14 protein-coding genes are annotated in these 16,376 nt (G+C 67.2%); 5 read left to right on the forward strand and 9 right to left on the reverse strand.

The window, feature by feature from the left end; translation table 11 throughout:
- Positions 1-11: 11 nt before the first annotated feature.
- Entirely contained in the window at positions 12-731 is a 720-nt protein-coding gene (locus F9288_RS17925; protein ID WP_174838041.1) for an NAD-dependent deacylase, read from the forward strand.
- Here F9288_RS17925 and era read toward each other — a convergent pair.
- From era to lepB, 3 genes are read right to left on the reverse strand one after another with little or no spacing between them, the layout of a single operon-like run.
- Positions 698-1,591, reverse strand: a complete 894-nt coding sequence (gene era, locus F9288_RS17930) for a GTPase Era (protein WP_174838042.1) — start codon at positions 1,589-1,591, stop codon at positions 698-700. The two genes, F9288_RS17925 and era, sit on opposite strands and share 34 nt — an antisense overlap.
- On the reverse strand, positions 1,588-2,307 hold the full coding sequence (gene rnc, locus F9288_RS17935; protein WP_174838043.1) for a ribonuclease III: 720 nt from the start codon (positions 2,305-2,307) through the stop codon (positions 1,588-1,590). Before rnc ends, era begins: the two co-directional genes overlap by 4 nt.
- Positions 2,262-3,116 carry a signal peptidase I gene (gene lepB, locus F9288_RS17940; RefSeq protein ID WP_174838044.1) on the reverse strand — a complete coding sequence of 285 codons (855 nt, stop codon included), beginning with the start codon at positions 3,114-3,116 and terminating at the stop codon, positions 2,262-2,264. The genes rnc and lepB overlap by 46 nt, the downstream gene beginning before the upstream one ends.
- 111 nt (positions 3,117-3,227) lie before the next feature.
- Between lepB and pgi the strand changes: the two genes are divergently transcribed.
- The 3 genes from pgi to lpdA all read left to right on the forward strand — a co-directional run bounded on the left by pgi (position 3,228) and on the right by lpdA (position 7,637).
- Complete coding sequence (gene pgi, locus F9288_RS17945; protein WP_174838045.1) at positions 3,228-4,721, forward strand: glucose-6-phosphate isomerase; 1,494 nt, start codon at positions 3,228-3,230, stop codon at positions 4,719-4,721.
- 95 nt (positions 4,722-4,816) lie between these two features.
- Positions 4,817-6,166: a glutathione-disulfide reductase gene (gorA, locus tag F9288_RS17950; RefSeq protein WP_174838046.1), complete on the forward strand. Its 1,350-nt coding sequence runs from the start codon at positions 4,817-4,819 to the stop codon at positions 6,164-6,166.
- 76 nt (positions 6,167-6,242) lie between these two features.
- Positions 6,243-7,637, forward strand: coding sequence for a dihydrolipoyl dehydrogenase (gene lpdA / locus F9288_RS17955; RefSeq protein ID WP_174838047.1), 1,395 nt, complete (start codon positions 6,243-6,245; stop codon positions 7,635-7,637).
- A gap of 213 nt (positions 7,638-7,850) precedes the next feature.
- Here lpdA and F9288_RS17960 read toward each other — a convergent pair whose 3' ends face one another.
- Together F9288_RS17960 and F9288_RS17965 are read right to left on the reverse strand one after the other, a co-directional pair.
- Positions 7,851-8,102 carry a hypothetical protein gene (locus F9288_RS17960; protein WP_368076167.1) on the reverse strand — a complete coding sequence of 84 codons (252 nt, stop codon included), beginning with the start codon at positions 8,100-8,102 and terminating at the stop codon, positions 7,851-7,853.
- Positions 8,099-9,091, reverse strand: coding sequence for a glycerophosphodiester phosphodiesterase (locus F9288_RS17965; protein ID WP_174838048.1), 993 nt, complete (start codon positions 9,089-9,091; stop codon positions 8,099-8,101). Before F9288_RS17965 ends, F9288_RS17960 begins: the two co-directional genes overlap by 4 nt.
- Positions 9,092-9,280: 189 nt before the next feature.
- Here F9288_RS17965 and F9288_RS17970 point away from each other — a divergent pair, with 189 nt between their 5' ends.
- Positions 9,281-9,883 (forward strand): nucleotidyltransferase family protein, encoded by a 603-nt coding sequence (locus tag F9288_RS17970; RefSeq protein ID WP_174838049.1) that lies wholly within the window; start codon positions 9,281-9,283, stop codon positions 9,881-9,883.
- A gap of 6 nt (positions 9,884-9,889) precedes the next feature.
- On the opposite strand, the gene F9288_RS17975 is transcribed toward F9288_RS17970, so the two are convergent.
- The 4 genes from F9288_RS17975 to scpA form a co-directional block, all read right to left on the reverse strand.
- Positions 9,890-11,869 (reverse strand): acetyl/propionyl/methylcrotonyl-CoA carboxylase subunit alpha, encoded by a 1,980-nt coding sequence (locus F9288_RS17975; protein WP_174838050.1) that lies wholly within the window; start codon positions 11,867-11,869, stop codon positions 9,890-9,892.
- Positions 11,870-11,947: 78 nt separating this feature from the next.
- Positions 11,948-12,952 (reverse strand): biotin synthase BioB, encoded by a 1,005-nt coding sequence (bioB, locus tag F9288_RS17980; protein ID WP_174838051.1) that lies wholly within the window; start codon positions 12,950-12,952, stop codon positions 11,948-11,950.
- The gene (locus F9288_RS17985) at positions 12,949-14,223 is read right to left on the reverse strand and encodes an O-acetylhomoserine aminocarboxypropyltransferase (RefSeq protein ID WP_174838052.1); all 1,275 of its coding nucleotides are present in this window, start codon (positions 14,221-14,223) and stop codon (positions 12,949-12,951) included. The genes bioB and F9288_RS17985 overlap by 4 nt, the downstream gene beginning before the upstream one ends.
- Positions 14,220-16,361 (reverse strand): methylmalonyl-CoA mutase, encoded by a 2,142-nt coding sequence (scpA, locus tag F9288_RS17990; RefSeq protein WP_174838053.1) that lies wholly within the window; start codon positions 16,359-16,361, stop codon positions 14,220-14,222. Before scpA ends, F9288_RS17985 begins: the two co-directional genes overlap by 4 nt.
- Positions 16,362-16,376 lie beyond the last annotated feature (15 nt).

Here is a 16,376-nt window from a genome sequence, read left to right on the forward strand (position 1 = left end):
AAGGCGGCGCGATGGACAATATCGTCATCCTCACCGGCGCGGGCATCTCGGCGGAGAGTGGGCTCGCCACCTTTCGCGGGCCGGGCGGCTTGTGGGAAGGGCATCGTGTCGAGGACGTCTGCACGCCCGAGGCGCTGGCGCGCGACGCGGCACTGGTGCATCGCTTCTATGACGAGCGGCGCGCGGCGCTGGGGCGGGTTGCGCCCAATCCGGCGCATGTGGCGCTGGCGCGGCTCGATCGCGAATGGCCGGGCGGGCTGCTGATCGTCACCCAGAATGTCGACGACCTGCACGAGCGCGCCGGGGCACGGCGGATGCTGCACATGCACGGCGAGCTGAACTCGGCGCTATGCGCTTCGTGCGGCACGAGGCGGGCATGGGAAGGAAGCCTGCCGCCGGGGACGACATGCGGCGATTGCGGTTCCCCAACGCTGCGGCCGGACATCGTGTTCTTCGGCGAGATGCCCTATCGCATGGACGCGATCGAGCGAGCGCTGTCGGATTGCGACCTGTTCGTGTCGATCGGCACCTCGGGCGCGGTCTATCCGGCGGCCGGCTTCGTGCGGACCGCGCGCTATCACGGCGCGGCGACGCTGGAGCTGAACCTCGAACGCTCCGCCGGCAGCGCGTGGTTCGGCGAGACGCGGCTCGGGCCGGCATCCGAACTGGTGCCGGCGTGGGTGGACGAGGTGCTTGCTCAATCCACCCAGTCGAGCCCGATGTCGCGATAGACGCCGCGATCCTCGTCCCAGCCCGGCTTTACCTTTACGTGCAGGTAAAGATGCACCGGCCGGTCGAGCAACGCCGCCAGCTCCAGCCGTGCCTTCGCGCCGATCTCGCGGATGCGGCTACCGCCCTTGCCGAGCACGATCGCCCGCTGGCTGGCGCGCTCGACGAGGATCTGCTGGTGAATCTCGGCCGAGCCGTCCTCGCGATCGACGAATTTCTCCGTCTCGATCGTGCTGGCATAGGGCAGTTCGGCATGGAGCTGGAGATAGAGCTGCTCGCGCGTCACCTCCGCCGCCAGCGCGCGCTCGGTCGCGTCGGAAACCTGATCCTCGGGATAATGCCACGGCCCCTTCGGCATCGCGCGGGCCAGCGCGCGCTTCAGTTCGGGCACCCCGTCACCCGTGGCGGCGCTGACGAAGAAGGTCTCCGCGAAATCGGCGAGCGCGTTGAGCTTCTCGGCATGGGCGAGCAGGCGCGGCTTGTCCGCCAGATCGACCTTGTTGAGGATCAGGAACTTCGGCTCGCGCCGCTCGGCGAGCCGCTCCGCGATCTCGACCACCTTGGGCGCGAGGCCGCCCTTGGCGTCCACCACGAAGGCGAGCACGTCCGCCCCCTCCGCCCCGCCCCATGCGGCGGCGACCATCGCGCGGTCGAGCCGGCGCTTGGGATCGAAGATGCCCGGAGTATCGACCAGCAGGAGCTGCGTGTCGCCCTCGATCGCGACGCCCATCAGCCGCGTGCGCGTGGTCTGCGCCTTGGGGCTGACGATCGCCACCTTCTGCCCGACCAGCGCGTTGACGAGCGTCGACTTGCCCGCGTTGGGCGCGCCGACCACGGCGATCAGGCCGCAGGACTGGGTCATCGCGATTTCACCTTCTCCAGCAGCATCCGCGCCGCCGCCGTCTCGGCCTCCTGCTTGCTCCCGCCTTCGGCCAGCGCCTCCACCAGCTTGGGGATCATCGCCTTCACCGTGAAGCGCGGGGCATGACCGGGCCCGGAACGGTCGACGATCTCATAGACCGGCGGCTTGCGCTGGTGCGCGGCGGCCCATTCCTGCAACGCCGATTTGGGATGCTGAGGCGCGGAAGTGTCGGCGGTGATGCGTGCCGCCCACAAGCGGCGGATCGCGCCGCACGCCGCTTCCAGCCCGGCATCGCGATAGAGCGCGCCGAGCAGCCCCTCCATCACGTCGCCCAGCACGTTGTCGCTGTCGCTCGCGCCGTCGTCACGCGCCTGCTTGCCGAGCCGTAGCCGTGCCGGCACGCCCAGCCCGCGCGCCACCTCCGCGCAGACCGCGCCCGTCACCAGCGCGTTATAGCGTTTCGACAGGGCGCCTTCCGGCTCGCCGGGAAAACGCTCGTAAAGCCATTCCGCCATCACGAGGCCGAGCACGCGATCGCCGAGGAACTCCAGCCGCTCGTAATTGGCGTCGGAGCGGCTGCCGTGCGTCAGCGCGCGCTCGTAATCGGCAAGGTCGGCCGGGCGATGGCCGAGCGTATCGGCGATCCAGCCGGCGAGATCGTCGGAAACGCTCAGAATCCGCCCCCGATCCGGCTCCAGCGCGCCGCCGTCACCCATGTCCACGGCAGGAACCAGTTGGCCGAGCCATCGGTCGACCAGAAGATCACCACGGCCTTGCCCTCGATATTCTCCATCGGGACATAGCCGAAGCCGCCCGACGCCTGACTGAAGCGGCTGTCCTCCGAATTGTCGCGATTGTCGCCCATCAGGAAGACACGGCCGGCGGGCACGGTGAACAGCTCGGTATCGTCGGCGATCGTCTGCCCCATGTCGAGCACCTCATAGGAGCGCCCGCCCGGCAACGTCTCGCGGAAGCGCGGATAGCGGCACACTGGCTTACCGTTCGCCACATCTTGGAACTGCGCCATGCACTTGTCCGCGCCGTAATTGGGGGTGAGCGGCACGACGAAATCGGCGATGCGCTGCTTCGGCACCGCCCGCCCGTTGAGGATCAGCACGCCGCCCTTCATCTGGATCGTGTCGCCGGGCAGGCCGATCACCCGTTTGATGACGTCATGGTCATTGACCGGCGGGCCACGGAACACCACCGTGTCGCCGCGTGTCGGCGTGCCGCCGAACACCCGCCCCGGAATCGGTGGGAAGCCGAACGGGAAGGACCAGCGCGAATAGCCGAAGTTCCACTTCGAGACGAACAGATAGTCGCCGATCAGCAGGCGCGGCAGCATCGATTCCGAGGGGATCGAATAAGGCGCGAACAGGAAGCTGCGGAACAGCCATACGATGATCGCCAGCTTGACGAGGAAGCGGAGCGTGTCGCCCGTCTCCGATCTCTTCGCCGGCGGGGCGGTGGACGCCTTGCCGATCGGCTGCGGGATATCGTCGGGCGGGGTGTCCTGTTCGGCCATGAAGCGCGGCGTCGCCCAAGCCCGCCTCCACGTCAAGCCGCTGGCGCGCGGAACACGGGGGCGGTAACGGCTGTTCGCTTCTTTTCGGAACGTTCACACAGGAAACGGAACATGGCGGACTGGTCGACGATCGAGGCATTGCCGCAGACGAAGCTCATGCAGTTGTTCGCCAGCGACGCCGGGCGGCTGAAGCGCTTCTCGCTCGACGTGGCGGGCATCCATTTCGATTTCTCCAAGACGCACCTGACGGCCGAGATGGTGAAAGCGTTCGAGGCGCTGGCCAAGGCGAGCGACCTTGCCGGCAAGCGCGAGGCGATGTTCGGCGGCGCCAACATCAACGTCACCGAGGATCGTCCGGTCGAGCATACCGCCGAGCGCGGGGAAGGCACGCCGGAGAGCGTCAACCGCGCGCGCGGCTATCACGCGCGGATGCGGGCGCTGATCGACGCGATCGAGGCCGATGCCTTCGGCCCGATTCGGCACATCCTGCACGTCGGCATCGGCGGATCGGCGCTGGGGCCGCACCTGCTGGTCGATGCCCTGGGGCGCGATTCGGACCGGTATGACGTGGCGATCGTCTCCAATGTCGACGGCATGGCGCTGGAGGACGTGTTCAACCGCTTCGATCCCGGCGCGACCCTGCTGGTCGTCGCCTCCAAGACCTTCACCACCACCGAGACGATGATGAACGCCGACAGCGTGATCGGCTGGATGACCGAGCACGGCGTCGAAGACCCCTATGGCCGCGTCGTCGCGCTGACCGCCAGCCCGGACAAGGCGATCGAATGGGGCGTGGACGAGACGCGCGTGCTGCCGTTCAGCGAGGGCGTCGGCGGGCGTTATTCATTATGGTCGTCGATCGGCTTCCCGGCGGCGATCAAGCTCGGCTGGGACCAGTTCGAGGAGTTGCTGGAAGGCGCGGCGGAGATGGACCGCCACTTCCGCCTCTCGGCCCTCCACGAGAACGCCCCCGCCCTCGCCGCCTTCGCCGACCTTTACTACACGCAGGTCCGCCGCGCCGAGACCCGCGCGCCCTTCGCCTATGACGAGCGGCTGCGGCTGCTGCCGAGCTATCTCCAGCAGCTCGAGATGGAGTCGAACGGCAAGGGCGTGACGCGTCAGGGCAAGCCGGTGACATACCCCACCGCCGCGATCACCTGGGGCGGGGTCGGCACCGACGCGCAGCACGCGGTGTTCCAGCTCCTGCATCAGGGCACGCACCTCGTCCCGGTCGAGTTCCTCTGCGTGATCGAGCAGGGCGACACCCTGCCGGAGGATCATCACCGGATGCTGCTGCTCAACGCCTTCGCGCAGGGCGCGGCGTTGATGAAGGGCAAGGAGAACCCGGACGATCCGGCGCGCGCCTATCCCGGCGACCGGCCTTCCTCGACATTGCTGCTCGATCAGCTCGACGCGCGGACGCTTGGCGCGCTGATCGCCTTCTACGAGCATCGCGTGTTCGTGAACGGCGTGCTGCTCGACATCAATTCCTTCGACCAGTTCGGCGTCGAGCTGGGCAAGGAAATGGCGAAGGCGGCCGCCAAGGGCGGCGGGGAGTTCGATCCGTCCACCGACGACCTGATCCGCCGCGCCGGGCTGGGCTGAACGACCGGGCGTCTCACTGTAATCGGCATTTCCGCACTTCCGCGCGGCGCCTCGCCCCCATATTGCGGCGGCAGGCATCGCGCGGAGTGAGATACATGGCCGATTACGACTACGACCTCATCACCATCGGCGCCGGCAGCGGCGGCACGCGCGCCAGCCGGGTCGCGGCGGCGCATGGCGCGCGGGTGATGGTGGCGGAGGAATATCGCGTCGGCGGCACCTGCGTCATCCGCGGCTGCGTGCCCAAGAAGCTGCTCGTCTATGGCGCGCATTTCGCCGAGGACCTGAAGGACGCGCGCCGCTTCGGCTGGCAGGTGCCGGGCGACTGCGCGTTCGACTGGAAGACGTTGCAGGCCAATGTCCTCGCCGAGGTCGACAGGATCAACGGCGCCTATACCAGCACGCTCGAAACCAACGGCGTGGAGATCGTCCACCAGCGGGTCACCGTCACCGGCCCGAATGAGGTTACGCTGGCCGACGGCACGAAGAAGACCGCCGGAACGATCCTGATCGCCACCGGCGCGCGGCCGCACGTTCCCGATTGCCCCGGCCATGAGCATGGCATCACCTCCAACGAGGTGTTCCATCTGGAGGCGATCCCGAAGCGCGTGCTGATCGCCGGCGCGGGCTATATCGCCAATGAGTTCGCGGGCATCTTCCACCAGTTCGGCGCGCATGTGATCGTGATGAACCGCAGCAAGGAGATCCTGCGCGGCTACGACCAGCAGATCCGCGACCGGCTGCTCCAGATCAGCCTGATGAAGGGAATGGAATTCCGCTTCGACGCGAAATTCGAGAAGATCGTGAAGAACGACGACGGATCGCTCACCGTCCACATGTCCGGCCACGAGCCGGCGACGGTGGATTGCGTGATGTTCGCCACCGGCCGCCTGCCCAACACCGAGGGGCTGGGGCTGGAGAATGCGGGCGTTGAGCTGGACGACAACGGCGCGGTGAAGGTCGATGCGGACAACCGCACCACCTGCCCCTCGATCTACGCGGTGGGCGACGTCATCAACCGCATCCAGCTCACCCCGGTGGCGATCCGCGAGGGACAGGCGTTCGCCGAGAACCTGTTCGGCGGCGGCCACGTGACGGTCGAATACGATAACGTCCCCAACGCCTGCTTCAGCCACCCGCCGATCGCCGGCGTCGGCATGACCGAGGCGGAGGCACGGCGGAAGCTGGGTTCGGTGAAGATCTATTCCTCCGATTTCCGCCCGATGAAGAACGTCCTCGCCGGCCGCGACGAGCGCGCGCTCTACAAGATGGTGTGCGAGGCGGAGACCGATCGCGTGGTCGGCATCCACATGATCGGGCCGGACGTGGCGGAGATCATCCAGACGGCGGCGGTGGCGGTGAAGGCCGGGCTGACCAAGGCGCAGTTCGATGCGACCGTCGCGCTCCACCCGACGATGGCCGAGGAGCTGGTGCTGCTGAAATAGGGCACGCGGGCTTGTCTCCATGCCCCAACGGTCTATTGCGCACCGCAACCCCCGATAGCGAAGAAGCGAGCGATTCATGGCTGACGAATTCGACTTTGACGTGCTGGTGATCGGCGCAGGCCCCGGCGGCTATGTCGCGGCGATCCGCGCGGCGCAGCTCGGCCTGAAGACCGCCTGCGCCGAATCGCGCGAGACGCTCGGCGGCACCTGCCTCAACGTCGGCTGCATCCCGTCGAAGGCGATGCTCCATGCGTCGGAATATTATGACGCGGCGGCCAATGGCGCCTTCGCCAAGCTCGGCATCAAGGTGACGCCGGAGCTGGACCTCGATACGATGCACGGCCAGCGCAAGGACGCCGTGAAGCAGCTCACCGGCGGGATCGAATTCCTGTTCAAGAAGAACAAGGTGACGTGGCTCAAGGGCCGCGCCTCGTTCGAGGACGCGCATCGCGTGAAGGTCGGCGACCAGACCGTCACCGCGAAGAACGTCATCATCGCCACCGGCTCGTCCGTCACGCCGCTGCCGGGCGTGGAGATCGACCAGAAGGTCGTGGTGGATTCGACCGGCGCGCTGGAGCTGCCGAAGGTGCCGGAGCATATGGTCGTCATCGGCGGCGGCGTGATCGGGCTGGAGCTTGGCAGCGTGTGGCGGCGGCTTGGCGCGAAGGTCACCTGCGTCGAGTTCCTCGACCAGATCCTGCCCGGCTTCGACGGGGAAGTGCGCAAGGAAGCCAACAAGATATTCAAGAAGCAGGGCATCGAGTTCCGCCTCGGCACCAAGGTGACCGGCGTAAAGGTCGATGGCGGCAAGGCCACGCTGACGCTGGAGCCGGCCGCCGGCGGCGCGGCGACCACGCTGGAGGCGGATTGCGTGCTGGTGTCGATCGGCCGCAAGCCGAACACCGATGGCCTCGGGCTGGACAGGATCGGCCTCGCCACCAACCAGCGCGGCCAGATCGAGACCGATCACGACTTCCGCACGGCGGTTGCCGGCGTGTGGGCGATCGGCGACGTCATCCCCGGCCCGATGCTGGCGCACAAGGCGGAGGACGAGGGCATCGCCGTCGCGGAGAATATCGCGGGCCAGCACGGCATCGTGAACCACGACGTGATCCCGTCAGTGGTCTATACGTGGCCGGAGATCGCCGGCGTCGGCCTCACCGAGGAAGCGGCGAAGCAGCGCGGTGAGGTGAAGGTCGGCAAGTTCCCGATGCTCGCCAACAGCCGCGCCAAGACCAACCACGAGCCTGACGGCTTCGTGAAGGTGATCGCGGACGCCAGGACCGACCGCGTGCTCGGCGTGTGGATCATCGCTTCGGTCGCCGGCACGATGATCGCGCAGGCCGCGCAGGCGATGGAGTTCGGCGCGACCAGCGAGGATATCGCCTACACCTGCCACGCCCACCCCACTCACAGCGAGGCGATCAAGGAAGCGGCGATGGCGGTGACGGGCAAGCCGATCCACATCTGACCGCGCCAAGCCGCAGCCAAAAGCTGCGGCGCCGCCCTGTCGGGGCCGGATCGACCGTCCGACGACGCGGCTCGGCGGCGGCGGGCCTCACTCTCCGTCACCCTGGCCTTATGCGGGGTGACATCCAGGCATAGCGCGGCGATTCCTTGCCCACGTTCCGACAGGAATCAGCGCTCCGACAGGCTCGGGACGAACGGGAAAAGCGCCGCCGGCTTAACGCGGGCGCTCCCCATATTCCCGCTCGCACTCCGCCGCGTCCGGGTACTTGCGGCAATATTCCTCACGCTTGCGCATCTTGCGCGCATATTTCCGATCCGCCTCGGACGGGCTGGTCGTGCTCCAGTCGACCACCTTGCCGGCGGCTTTCACCGGGGCGGTGGCGACCGTGGCGACGGTGCGCACGCAGCCCGCCGTCGCCATCAGCGCGGCCGCCGCCAGCGCCATCCCCGCAACGCGACGCATCATTTCTTGCTCCGCTCCGCCTGCACCCGGTTGCGCGCGGCGACGCCGATCGCGGGGAAATCGGTGAAGAAGCCGTCCAGCCCACGATACAGCGCGTCGGAAATCTCACCGTCCAGATCGCCATGCCCGCGCGGGTTCAACCCGTCGCGATAGCCGGACGGCAGGAAATAATTCTCCGCGCGATAGGTCCAGGGATGGACGCGCAGCCCCGCCGCATGGGCGGCGCGGATCAGCCCGGTCGGCACTTTCCCGTCCCACAGCATCGCCTTGTTCGGCCCGATGCCGAAGGCATAGGTGGCGATGCCGCGCATCCCCTCCGGCGTCAGCATCTCGGCATAGCTCTGCGTGGCGCCGTCGGCAGGACCGCCCTCCTTGTCGACGAGCTGGATCAGCCGGATGCCGGTCAGCTTGTGGATGCGCTTCAGGTTGTCGACCTCGAACGACTGGATGAACACCGGCGCGTCAGGCGTGTTCCATCCCGCCGCCTGCAACTGGCGCACCAGCAATTCGTCGGTGGGGTGGCCGATCGAGGCGAAATAGGTCGGGTGCTTGGTCTCGGGATAGATGCCGACATGATGCCGTTTGGCCAGCGCGATGATCTCCGCCAGCGTGGGAATCTCAAACTTGCCGTCATATTGCCGATTGTCGGGGCGCAGGATCGGCAGGCGCTCCTTCGCGCGCAGCGTCTTCAACTCGGCCAGCGTGAAATCCTCGACGAACCAGCCGCTCACCTTCTGCCCGTCGATCGTCCTGGTCGTCCGCCGCGCGGCGAACTCCGGGTGGTCCGCGACATCGGTCGTCCCGGAAATCTCATTCTCGTGCCGCGCGACGAGCACATTGTCCTTCGTCGGCACGAGATCCGGCTCGATGAAGTCCGCCCCCTCCGCGATGGCAAACTCATAGGCGGCGAGCGTATGTTCCGGCCGCTCCCCGCTGGCGCCGCGATGGGCGATGACGATGGGGTCGGACAGCGGCGCGATCGACTCGGGCATCCGCCGATCCTGCCCGGTTCCACACGCCGACGCCAGCAAGGCCAGCGGGATTGCTATGGTTCGCATGGACACCAACATGACAAGCCGCGTTACCCTGTCGGCAGACGGAGAGCGAGCCATGTATTTTACGATCAACGGGGCGCGATACGGGGCGAACGGCCCTTCGCCCGATATTCGATGGAGCGATCGATGATCGCGGTCGAGAAGACTGTCCTCGTGCTGCTTGCCGCCGGAAAATCCAGGCGGTTCGGCGACGTCGGCAGCAAGCTGGACGAGATGTTCCTGTCCCGTCCGCTCGGCCTGCATGTCGCCGTGACGCTGGAGGATATCCCGTTCATGGAGCGGATCGCGATCGTCGACGGGCTGAAGATCGATTACGCGCGGCATAACTTCACCGTCATCCACGACGAAAACCCGGAACGCGACATGGCCTCCGCCGTCCGGCTCGGCGTGGAAGCCGCCAGGTCGCACGGCGCGGAAGCTGTCATCATCGCGCTGGCGGACATGCCACGCGTGACGGCGACGCATATCTATCGTTTGCTCGACGCGGCGGACGGGCCGGAGGCGGTGGTCGCCTCCAGCAACGGGCGCCACCCCTCCCCGCCCGTCCTGTTCGGCGCGGCGCGGTTCGGCGAGGTGCTGGCGATCAGGGATGACAATGACGCACGTGACATGATCCGCGCCGGCGTCCATGTCGTGGCCAACGAGCAGGAATTGATCGACGTGGACACGCGGGAGGAGCTGGAACAGCTCCGCGCGCTGGTCCACGCGCCGGAAGCGCGGCGGCGCTGAGGCCGCTTATTCCAGCTCCAGGATCACCTGATCGACCGCGAGGCTTTCGCCGGTCGCTGCATTGACCGCCTTCACCACCGCCGATTTCTCGGCGCGCAGGATGTTCTCCATCTTCATCGCCTCGACCACCGCGAGCGGCTGGCCCGCCTCCACCTTGTCGCCTTCCTTCACGTCGAGCCGGACGAGCAGGCCGGGCATCGGCGCGATCAGGAACTTCGACAGGTCCGGCGGCACCTTTTCCAGCAGGTGCCTCGCAAAAGGCGCGATCCGCGCGGGCAGCACGCGCGCCTTGTGGCTCGCCCCGCGCGTGTTGAGCGTGAAGCCGGTGCGGGTGCGCGCGATCTTCACGGTCAGCGGCTTTTTGCCGTCGACGATCGCGGTGCGGTCGCCCGGCGCATAGTCGATCGCGCCGTCGAGCGGCTTGCCGTCGACCGTCACCTCGTCGCCATCCACCGTCACCGCATGGTCGCGCTTGTCGATCCGCACCACCCAGTCGGCCGGCGGATCGAGCGGACCGCCGAGCTGGCCGTCCACCGAGCGCGCGCGCTCCGCCCATGCCACCGCCGCAAAGGCCGCGACGCCCGCCAGCGTGCGCACCAGTTCCTGCGATGCCGGCGCGCCGTGGAAGCCTTCGGGATATTCCTCCGCGATGAACCCGGTGGTGATGTTGCCCGAGCGGAAGCGCGGATGCTGCATCAGCGCCGAGACGAAATCGAGGTTGGTCCCCGGCCCCTCGATCTCGAACGCGTCGAGCGCGTCGATCTGGCGGTCGATCGCCTCCTCGCGCGTCTTGCCGTGGGTGATGAGCTTGGCGATCATCGGATCATAGAACATGCTCACCTCGCCACCCTCGCGCACGCCGTCGTCGACGCGCACGCCGTCGCTCTCCGCCGGCGGATTGTAGCGCACGAGGCGGCCGATCGAGGGCAGGAAGCCGCGATACGGGTCTTCAGCATAGACGCGGTTCTCGACCGACCAGCCGTTGATCTTCACGTCCTTCTGGCCGAACGACAGCTTCTCGCCCGCCGCGACGCGGATCATCTGCTCGACCAGATCGAGGCCAGTGATCTCCTCCGTCACCGGATGCTCCACCTGAAGGCGGGTGTTCATCTCGAGGAAGTAGAAGCTCTCGCCCGTCTTGTCCGCGCCGGAGACGATCAGCTCCACCGTGCCCGCGCTGTAATAGCCGACCGCCCGCGCCAGCGCGACCGCCTGCTCGCCCATCGCCTTGCGCATCTTCGGCGTGACGAACGGCGAGGGCGCTTCCTCCACCACCTTCTGGTGACGGCGTTGCACCGAGCATTCGCGCTCGTTGAGATAGACGATATTGCCGTGCTGGTCGCCCAGCACCTGGATCTCGATATGGCGCGGGCTTTCGATGAACTTCTCGATGAACACGCGATCGTCGCCGAAGGAGGCCAGCCCCTCGCGCTTGGTCGCCTCGAAGCCCTCGCGCACGTCCTGCTCGCTCCACGCGAGGCGCATCCCCTTGCCGCCGCCGCCCGCGCTCGCCTTCATCATCACCGGGAAGCCGATGTCCTTCGCGATCTTCACCGCCTCCTCGGTATCCGCGATCTCGCCGAGATAGCCGGGGACGACATTGACGCCCGCCGCCTTGGCGAGCTTCTTCGATTCGATCTTGTCGCCCATCGCGGCGATCGCTTTCGGGGGAGGTCCGACGAAGGCGATGCCCGCCTCGGCGCAGGCCCTGGCGAAGCTCTCGCGCTCGGAGAGGAAGCCATAGCCGGGGTGGATACAGTCCGCGCCGGTCGCCTTGGCGGCTTCGAGGATCAGGCCCGCCTTGAGATAGCTCTCCGCCGCCGGCGCCGGCCCGAGCCGCACCGCCTCGTCCGCCATCAGCACATGCGGCGCGCGCGCATCGGCGTCGGAATAGACCGCGACCGTCTTGAGGCCCATCTTCTTCGCCGTGCGGAACACCCGGCAAGCGATCTCGCCACGATTGGCGACAAGGATTTTCTTGAACATCAGCTTCCTCAATTCAATCGCCGGGCGCGAACACGCCGGAACAGAATGTAATCAATCGTTATGCCGGGTCCGGCGTGCTTACTCAGCCGCCTCGCACACCGTCTGCCGCATCGGCTCCTCCGCCTCCATCGGCCGCACGCCGAGCTTCTCGAACAGCGCCGCGTCCGCGCTGTCGCCGCGGTTGCCGGTGGTCAGCAGCTTGTCGCCGGTGAAGATCGAGTTCGCGCCCGCCATGAAGCAGAGCGCCTGCGTCGCCTCCGACATGCTCTCGCGCCCCGCCGACAGCCGCACCATGCTCATCGGCATGGCGATGCGCGCCGCCGCCACGGTGCGGACGAACTCGATGTCGTCGATCTTGGCGAGCGGCGTGTCGGCGAGCATGTCGCCCAGCACCGTGCCCTTCACCGGCACGAGCGCGTTGACCGGCACGCTCTCCGGGTGGCGCGGCAAGGTGGCGAGCGCGTGGATGAAGCCGACGCGATCCTCGCGCGTCTCGCCCATGCCGACGATCCCGCCGCAGCACACGTTGATCCCCGCCTCCCGCACATGCCCCAGCGTGTCGAGCCGCTCGGCGAAGGTGCGGGTGGTGATGACCTCGCCGTAACGCTCCGGCGAGGTGTCGATGTTGTGGTTGTAGTAATCGAGGCCCGCGTCGGCGAGCTGGCGCGCCTGATCGGGGGTGAGCATCCCCAGCGTCATGCAGGTTTCCATGCCCATCTCGCGCACGCCCCTCACCATCTCGACGATGGCGGGCATGTCGCGGTCCTTGGGGTTGCGCCACGCCGCGCCCATGCAGAAGCGCTGCGAGCCGCTGTCCTTCGCCTGCGCCGCCATCTGGAGCACGGCCCGCACGTCCATCAGCCTGGTCGCCTTCACGCCGGTTTCGGCATGGGCGGATTGCGAGCAATAGCCGCAATCCTCCGGGCAGCCGCCGGTCTTGATCGACAGCAGGGTGCACATCTGCACCTCGTTCGCGGCGTGATGCGCGCGATGCACCGTCTGCGCCTGATACATCAGTTCGCCGAACGGCAGGTCGAACAGTTCCGCGATCTCGGCGCGGGTCCAGTCGTTGCGGGTGGTCATGCGGCCTCCAGTGCCTGTTCGAGATCGGCGATGATGTCGGCAATATTCTCGATCCCGACCGACACCCGCACCACGTCCGGCCCCGCGCCCGCTGCCGCGCGCTCGGCGTCCGGCAACTGGCGATGGGTGGTCGAGGCGGGATGGATGATGAGCGAGCGCGTGTCGCCGAGATTGGCGAGGTGGCTGAACAGCTTGACCTTCGAGACGAGCGCGATGCCGGCGTCATATCCGCCCTTCAGGCCGAAGGTGAACACCGCCCCGCCCTTGCCGCCGAGATAGCGCTGCGCCAGCGCATGATATTTGTCCCCCGGTAGCCCGGCATAGGACACCCACGCCACCCTAGGATGGTTCGACAGCCACTCCGCCAGTTTCAGCGCATTGTCGCAATGCCGCTCCATCCTGAGCGCCAGCGTCTCCATGCCGGTCAGCGCGAGGAAGGCGTTCATCGGCGCCAGCGCCGGGCCGAGATCGCGCAGGCCGAGCGTGCGCGCGGCGAGGATGAAGGCGAGGTTGCCGAACGCCTCGGTAAACACCTTGCCGTGATAGGAATCGTTCGGCTGGCTGAGATAGGGATATTTCCCGCCCTTCGCCCAGTCGAAGCTCCCCGCATCCACGATCACCCCGCCGATCGAATTGCCGTGCCCGTTGAGGAACTTGGTGAGCGAGTGGACGACGATGTCCGCGCCATGCTCGATCGGGCGGCACAGGATCGGCGTCGCCATCGTATTGTCGACGATCAGCGGCACGCCCGCGTCATGCGCGACCTTCGCGATCGCCTCGATATCCTGCACCACGCCGCCGGGGTTGGCGAGGCTCTCGATGAACACCGCGCGAGTATCCCCGGTGATCGCGGCGGCGACATTGGCGGGATCGTCGGCGTCGACGAAGGTCGAATCCCACGCCATCTTCTTGAAGCTCGACCCGATCTGGTTGAGCGATCCGCCGTAGAGCCGCTTCGACGCGACGATATGCTTCCCCGGCTCCATCAGCGTGTGGAACGTCAGGAACTGCGCGGCATGGCCCGAGGCGACCGCGAGCGCCGCCGCGCCGCCCTCCAGCGCCGCGACCTTCCCCTCGACCGCGCCGTTGGTGGGGTTCATGATGCGGGTGTAGATGTTGCCGAACGCATCGAGGTTGAACAGGCTCGCCGCGTGATCGACCGAATCGAACACATAGGACGCGGTCTGGTAGATCGGCGTGATCCGCGCCTTGGTGGTGGGGTCCGGCTCCGTTCCGGCGTGGACGGTGAGCGTCTCGATCGATTGGGTCATTCGGCTGCCTCCTGTTCGGGGGGCATATTATGGCCGAGCAATCGCAGCACGTCTTCCGCCGCCTTGATGAGGTTGGTGCCGGGGCCGAAGATCGCCTGCACGCCCGCGTCGTACAGCGCCTGATAGTCCTGCGCCGGGATCACCCCGCCCGCGACCACCTTGATATCGGCACGGCCGGCATCCTTCAGGTGGCCGATCAGTTCGGGAATCAGCGTCTTGTGCCCCGCCGCGAGGCTGGAGGCGCCCACCACGTCGACATCCTTCTCCAGCGCCAGCGCGGCGGCCTCCTGCGGCGTCTGGAACAGCGGCCCCGCGACCACCTCGAACCCCAGATCGCCGAACATCGAGGAAACGAGGTTCGCGCCGCGATCATGCCCGTCCTGCCCCATCTTGGCGACGAAGATACGGGGCTTGCGGCCGAGCCGGCGCTCGGTCGCCTCGACGCCGCCGAGCAACCGTTCCCAGCGCCCGTCGTCCTTGTACGCGCCGCCGTAGATGCCCTTCACCGGTGTCGGGAAGGTGCCGAAGCGGCCGAACACATCCTCCATCGCGGAGGAAATCTCGCCCAGCGTCGCCCGCGCCCGCGCGGCATCCACCGCGAGTTCGAGCAGATTGCCCTTGCCCTTCGCGCCCTCACGCAGCGCATCGAGCGCGGCGCGGCACGCCGCCTCGTCACGCTCCGCCTTCACCTTGTTGATGCGGCGGATCTGCGCCTCGCGCACGGCGTGGTTGTCCACGTCGAGGATCTCGATCTCGTCCTCGTTGGCGAGGCGGTATTTGTTGACGCCGACGATCACGTCCTCGCCGCGATCGACCCGCGCGGCGCGGGCGGCCGACGCCTCCTCGATCATCGCCTTGGGCCAGCCCGCGGCGACCGCCTTGGCCATGCCGCCCTCGCGCTCGACGCGCTCGATGATCTCCCATGCGCCGTCGACGAGCTGCTGCGTCAGGCTCTCGATATAATAAGAGCCGCCGAGGGGATCGACCACCTTGGTCATCCCCGTCTCCTCCTGGATCACGATCTGCGTGTTGCGCGCGATGCGGGCGGAGAAATCGGTCGGCAGCGCGATCGCCTCGTCCAGCGCGTTGGTGTGGAGCGACTGGGTGCCGCCCAGCATCGCCGCCATCGCCTCGATCGTGGTGCGGATGACGTTGTTGTACGGGTCCTGCTCGGTCAGCGACACGCCGCTGGTCTGGCAATGCGTGCGCAGCATCTTGCTGCGCTCGTCCTTCGCGCCGAGCTTCGTCATCACGCGGTGCCACAGCACGCGCGCCGCGCGCAGCTTCGCCACCTCCATGAAGAAGTTCATGCCGATCGCGAAGAAGAAGCTGAGCCGCCCCGCGAACTTGTCGATATCGAGGCCCGAGGCGACGCCGTATTTCACATATTCCGCGCCATCGGCGATGGTGAACGCCAGCTCCTGAAGCTGCGTCGCGCCCGCTTCCTGCATGTGATAGCCGGAGATCGAGATGCTGTTGAACTTCGGCATCTCGCGGCTGGTGTAGCCGAAGATGTCCGAGATGATCCGCATGCTCGGCTCGGGCGGGTAGATATAGGTGTTGCGGACCATGAACTCCTTGAGGATGTCGTTCTGGATGGTCCCGTCGAGCAACTTGCGCTCGACCCCCTGCTCCTCGCCCGCGACGATGAAGAAGGCGAGGATCGGGATCACCGCGCCGTTCATCGTCATCGACACGCTCATCTGGTCGAGCGGGATGCCGTCGAACAGGATCTTCATGTCCTCGACGCTGTCGATCGCCACGCCCGCCTTGCCGACATCGCCCACCACGCGCGGGTGATCGCTGTCGTAACCGCGATGCGTCGCGAGATCGAAGGCGACCGACAGGCCCTTCTGCCCCGCCGCGAGGTTGCGGCGATAGAAAGCGTTCGATTCCTCGGCGGTGGAGAAGCCCGCATATTGCCGGATCGTCCACGGGCGGCCCGCATACATCGACGCGCGCACGCCGCGCGTGAACGGCGCGAAGCCCGGCAGGCCGGGGTCCACCGCCACGTCACCGGCGGTGTAGAGCGGCTTGACCGCGATCCCCTCCGGCGTGTGCCAGGTTAGGTCCTTGCCCTTCACCTCCTTCGCGGCGGCCGCGGACCAGTCTTCGAGCGTGGGTTTGATATCGGTCATGTCACTCTACTCCGA

This window comes from Sphingomonas sp. CL5.1, assembly GCF_013344685.1.
GTDB lineage: Bacteria > Pseudomonadota > Alphaproteobacteria > Sphingomonadales > Sphingomonadaceae > Sphingomonas.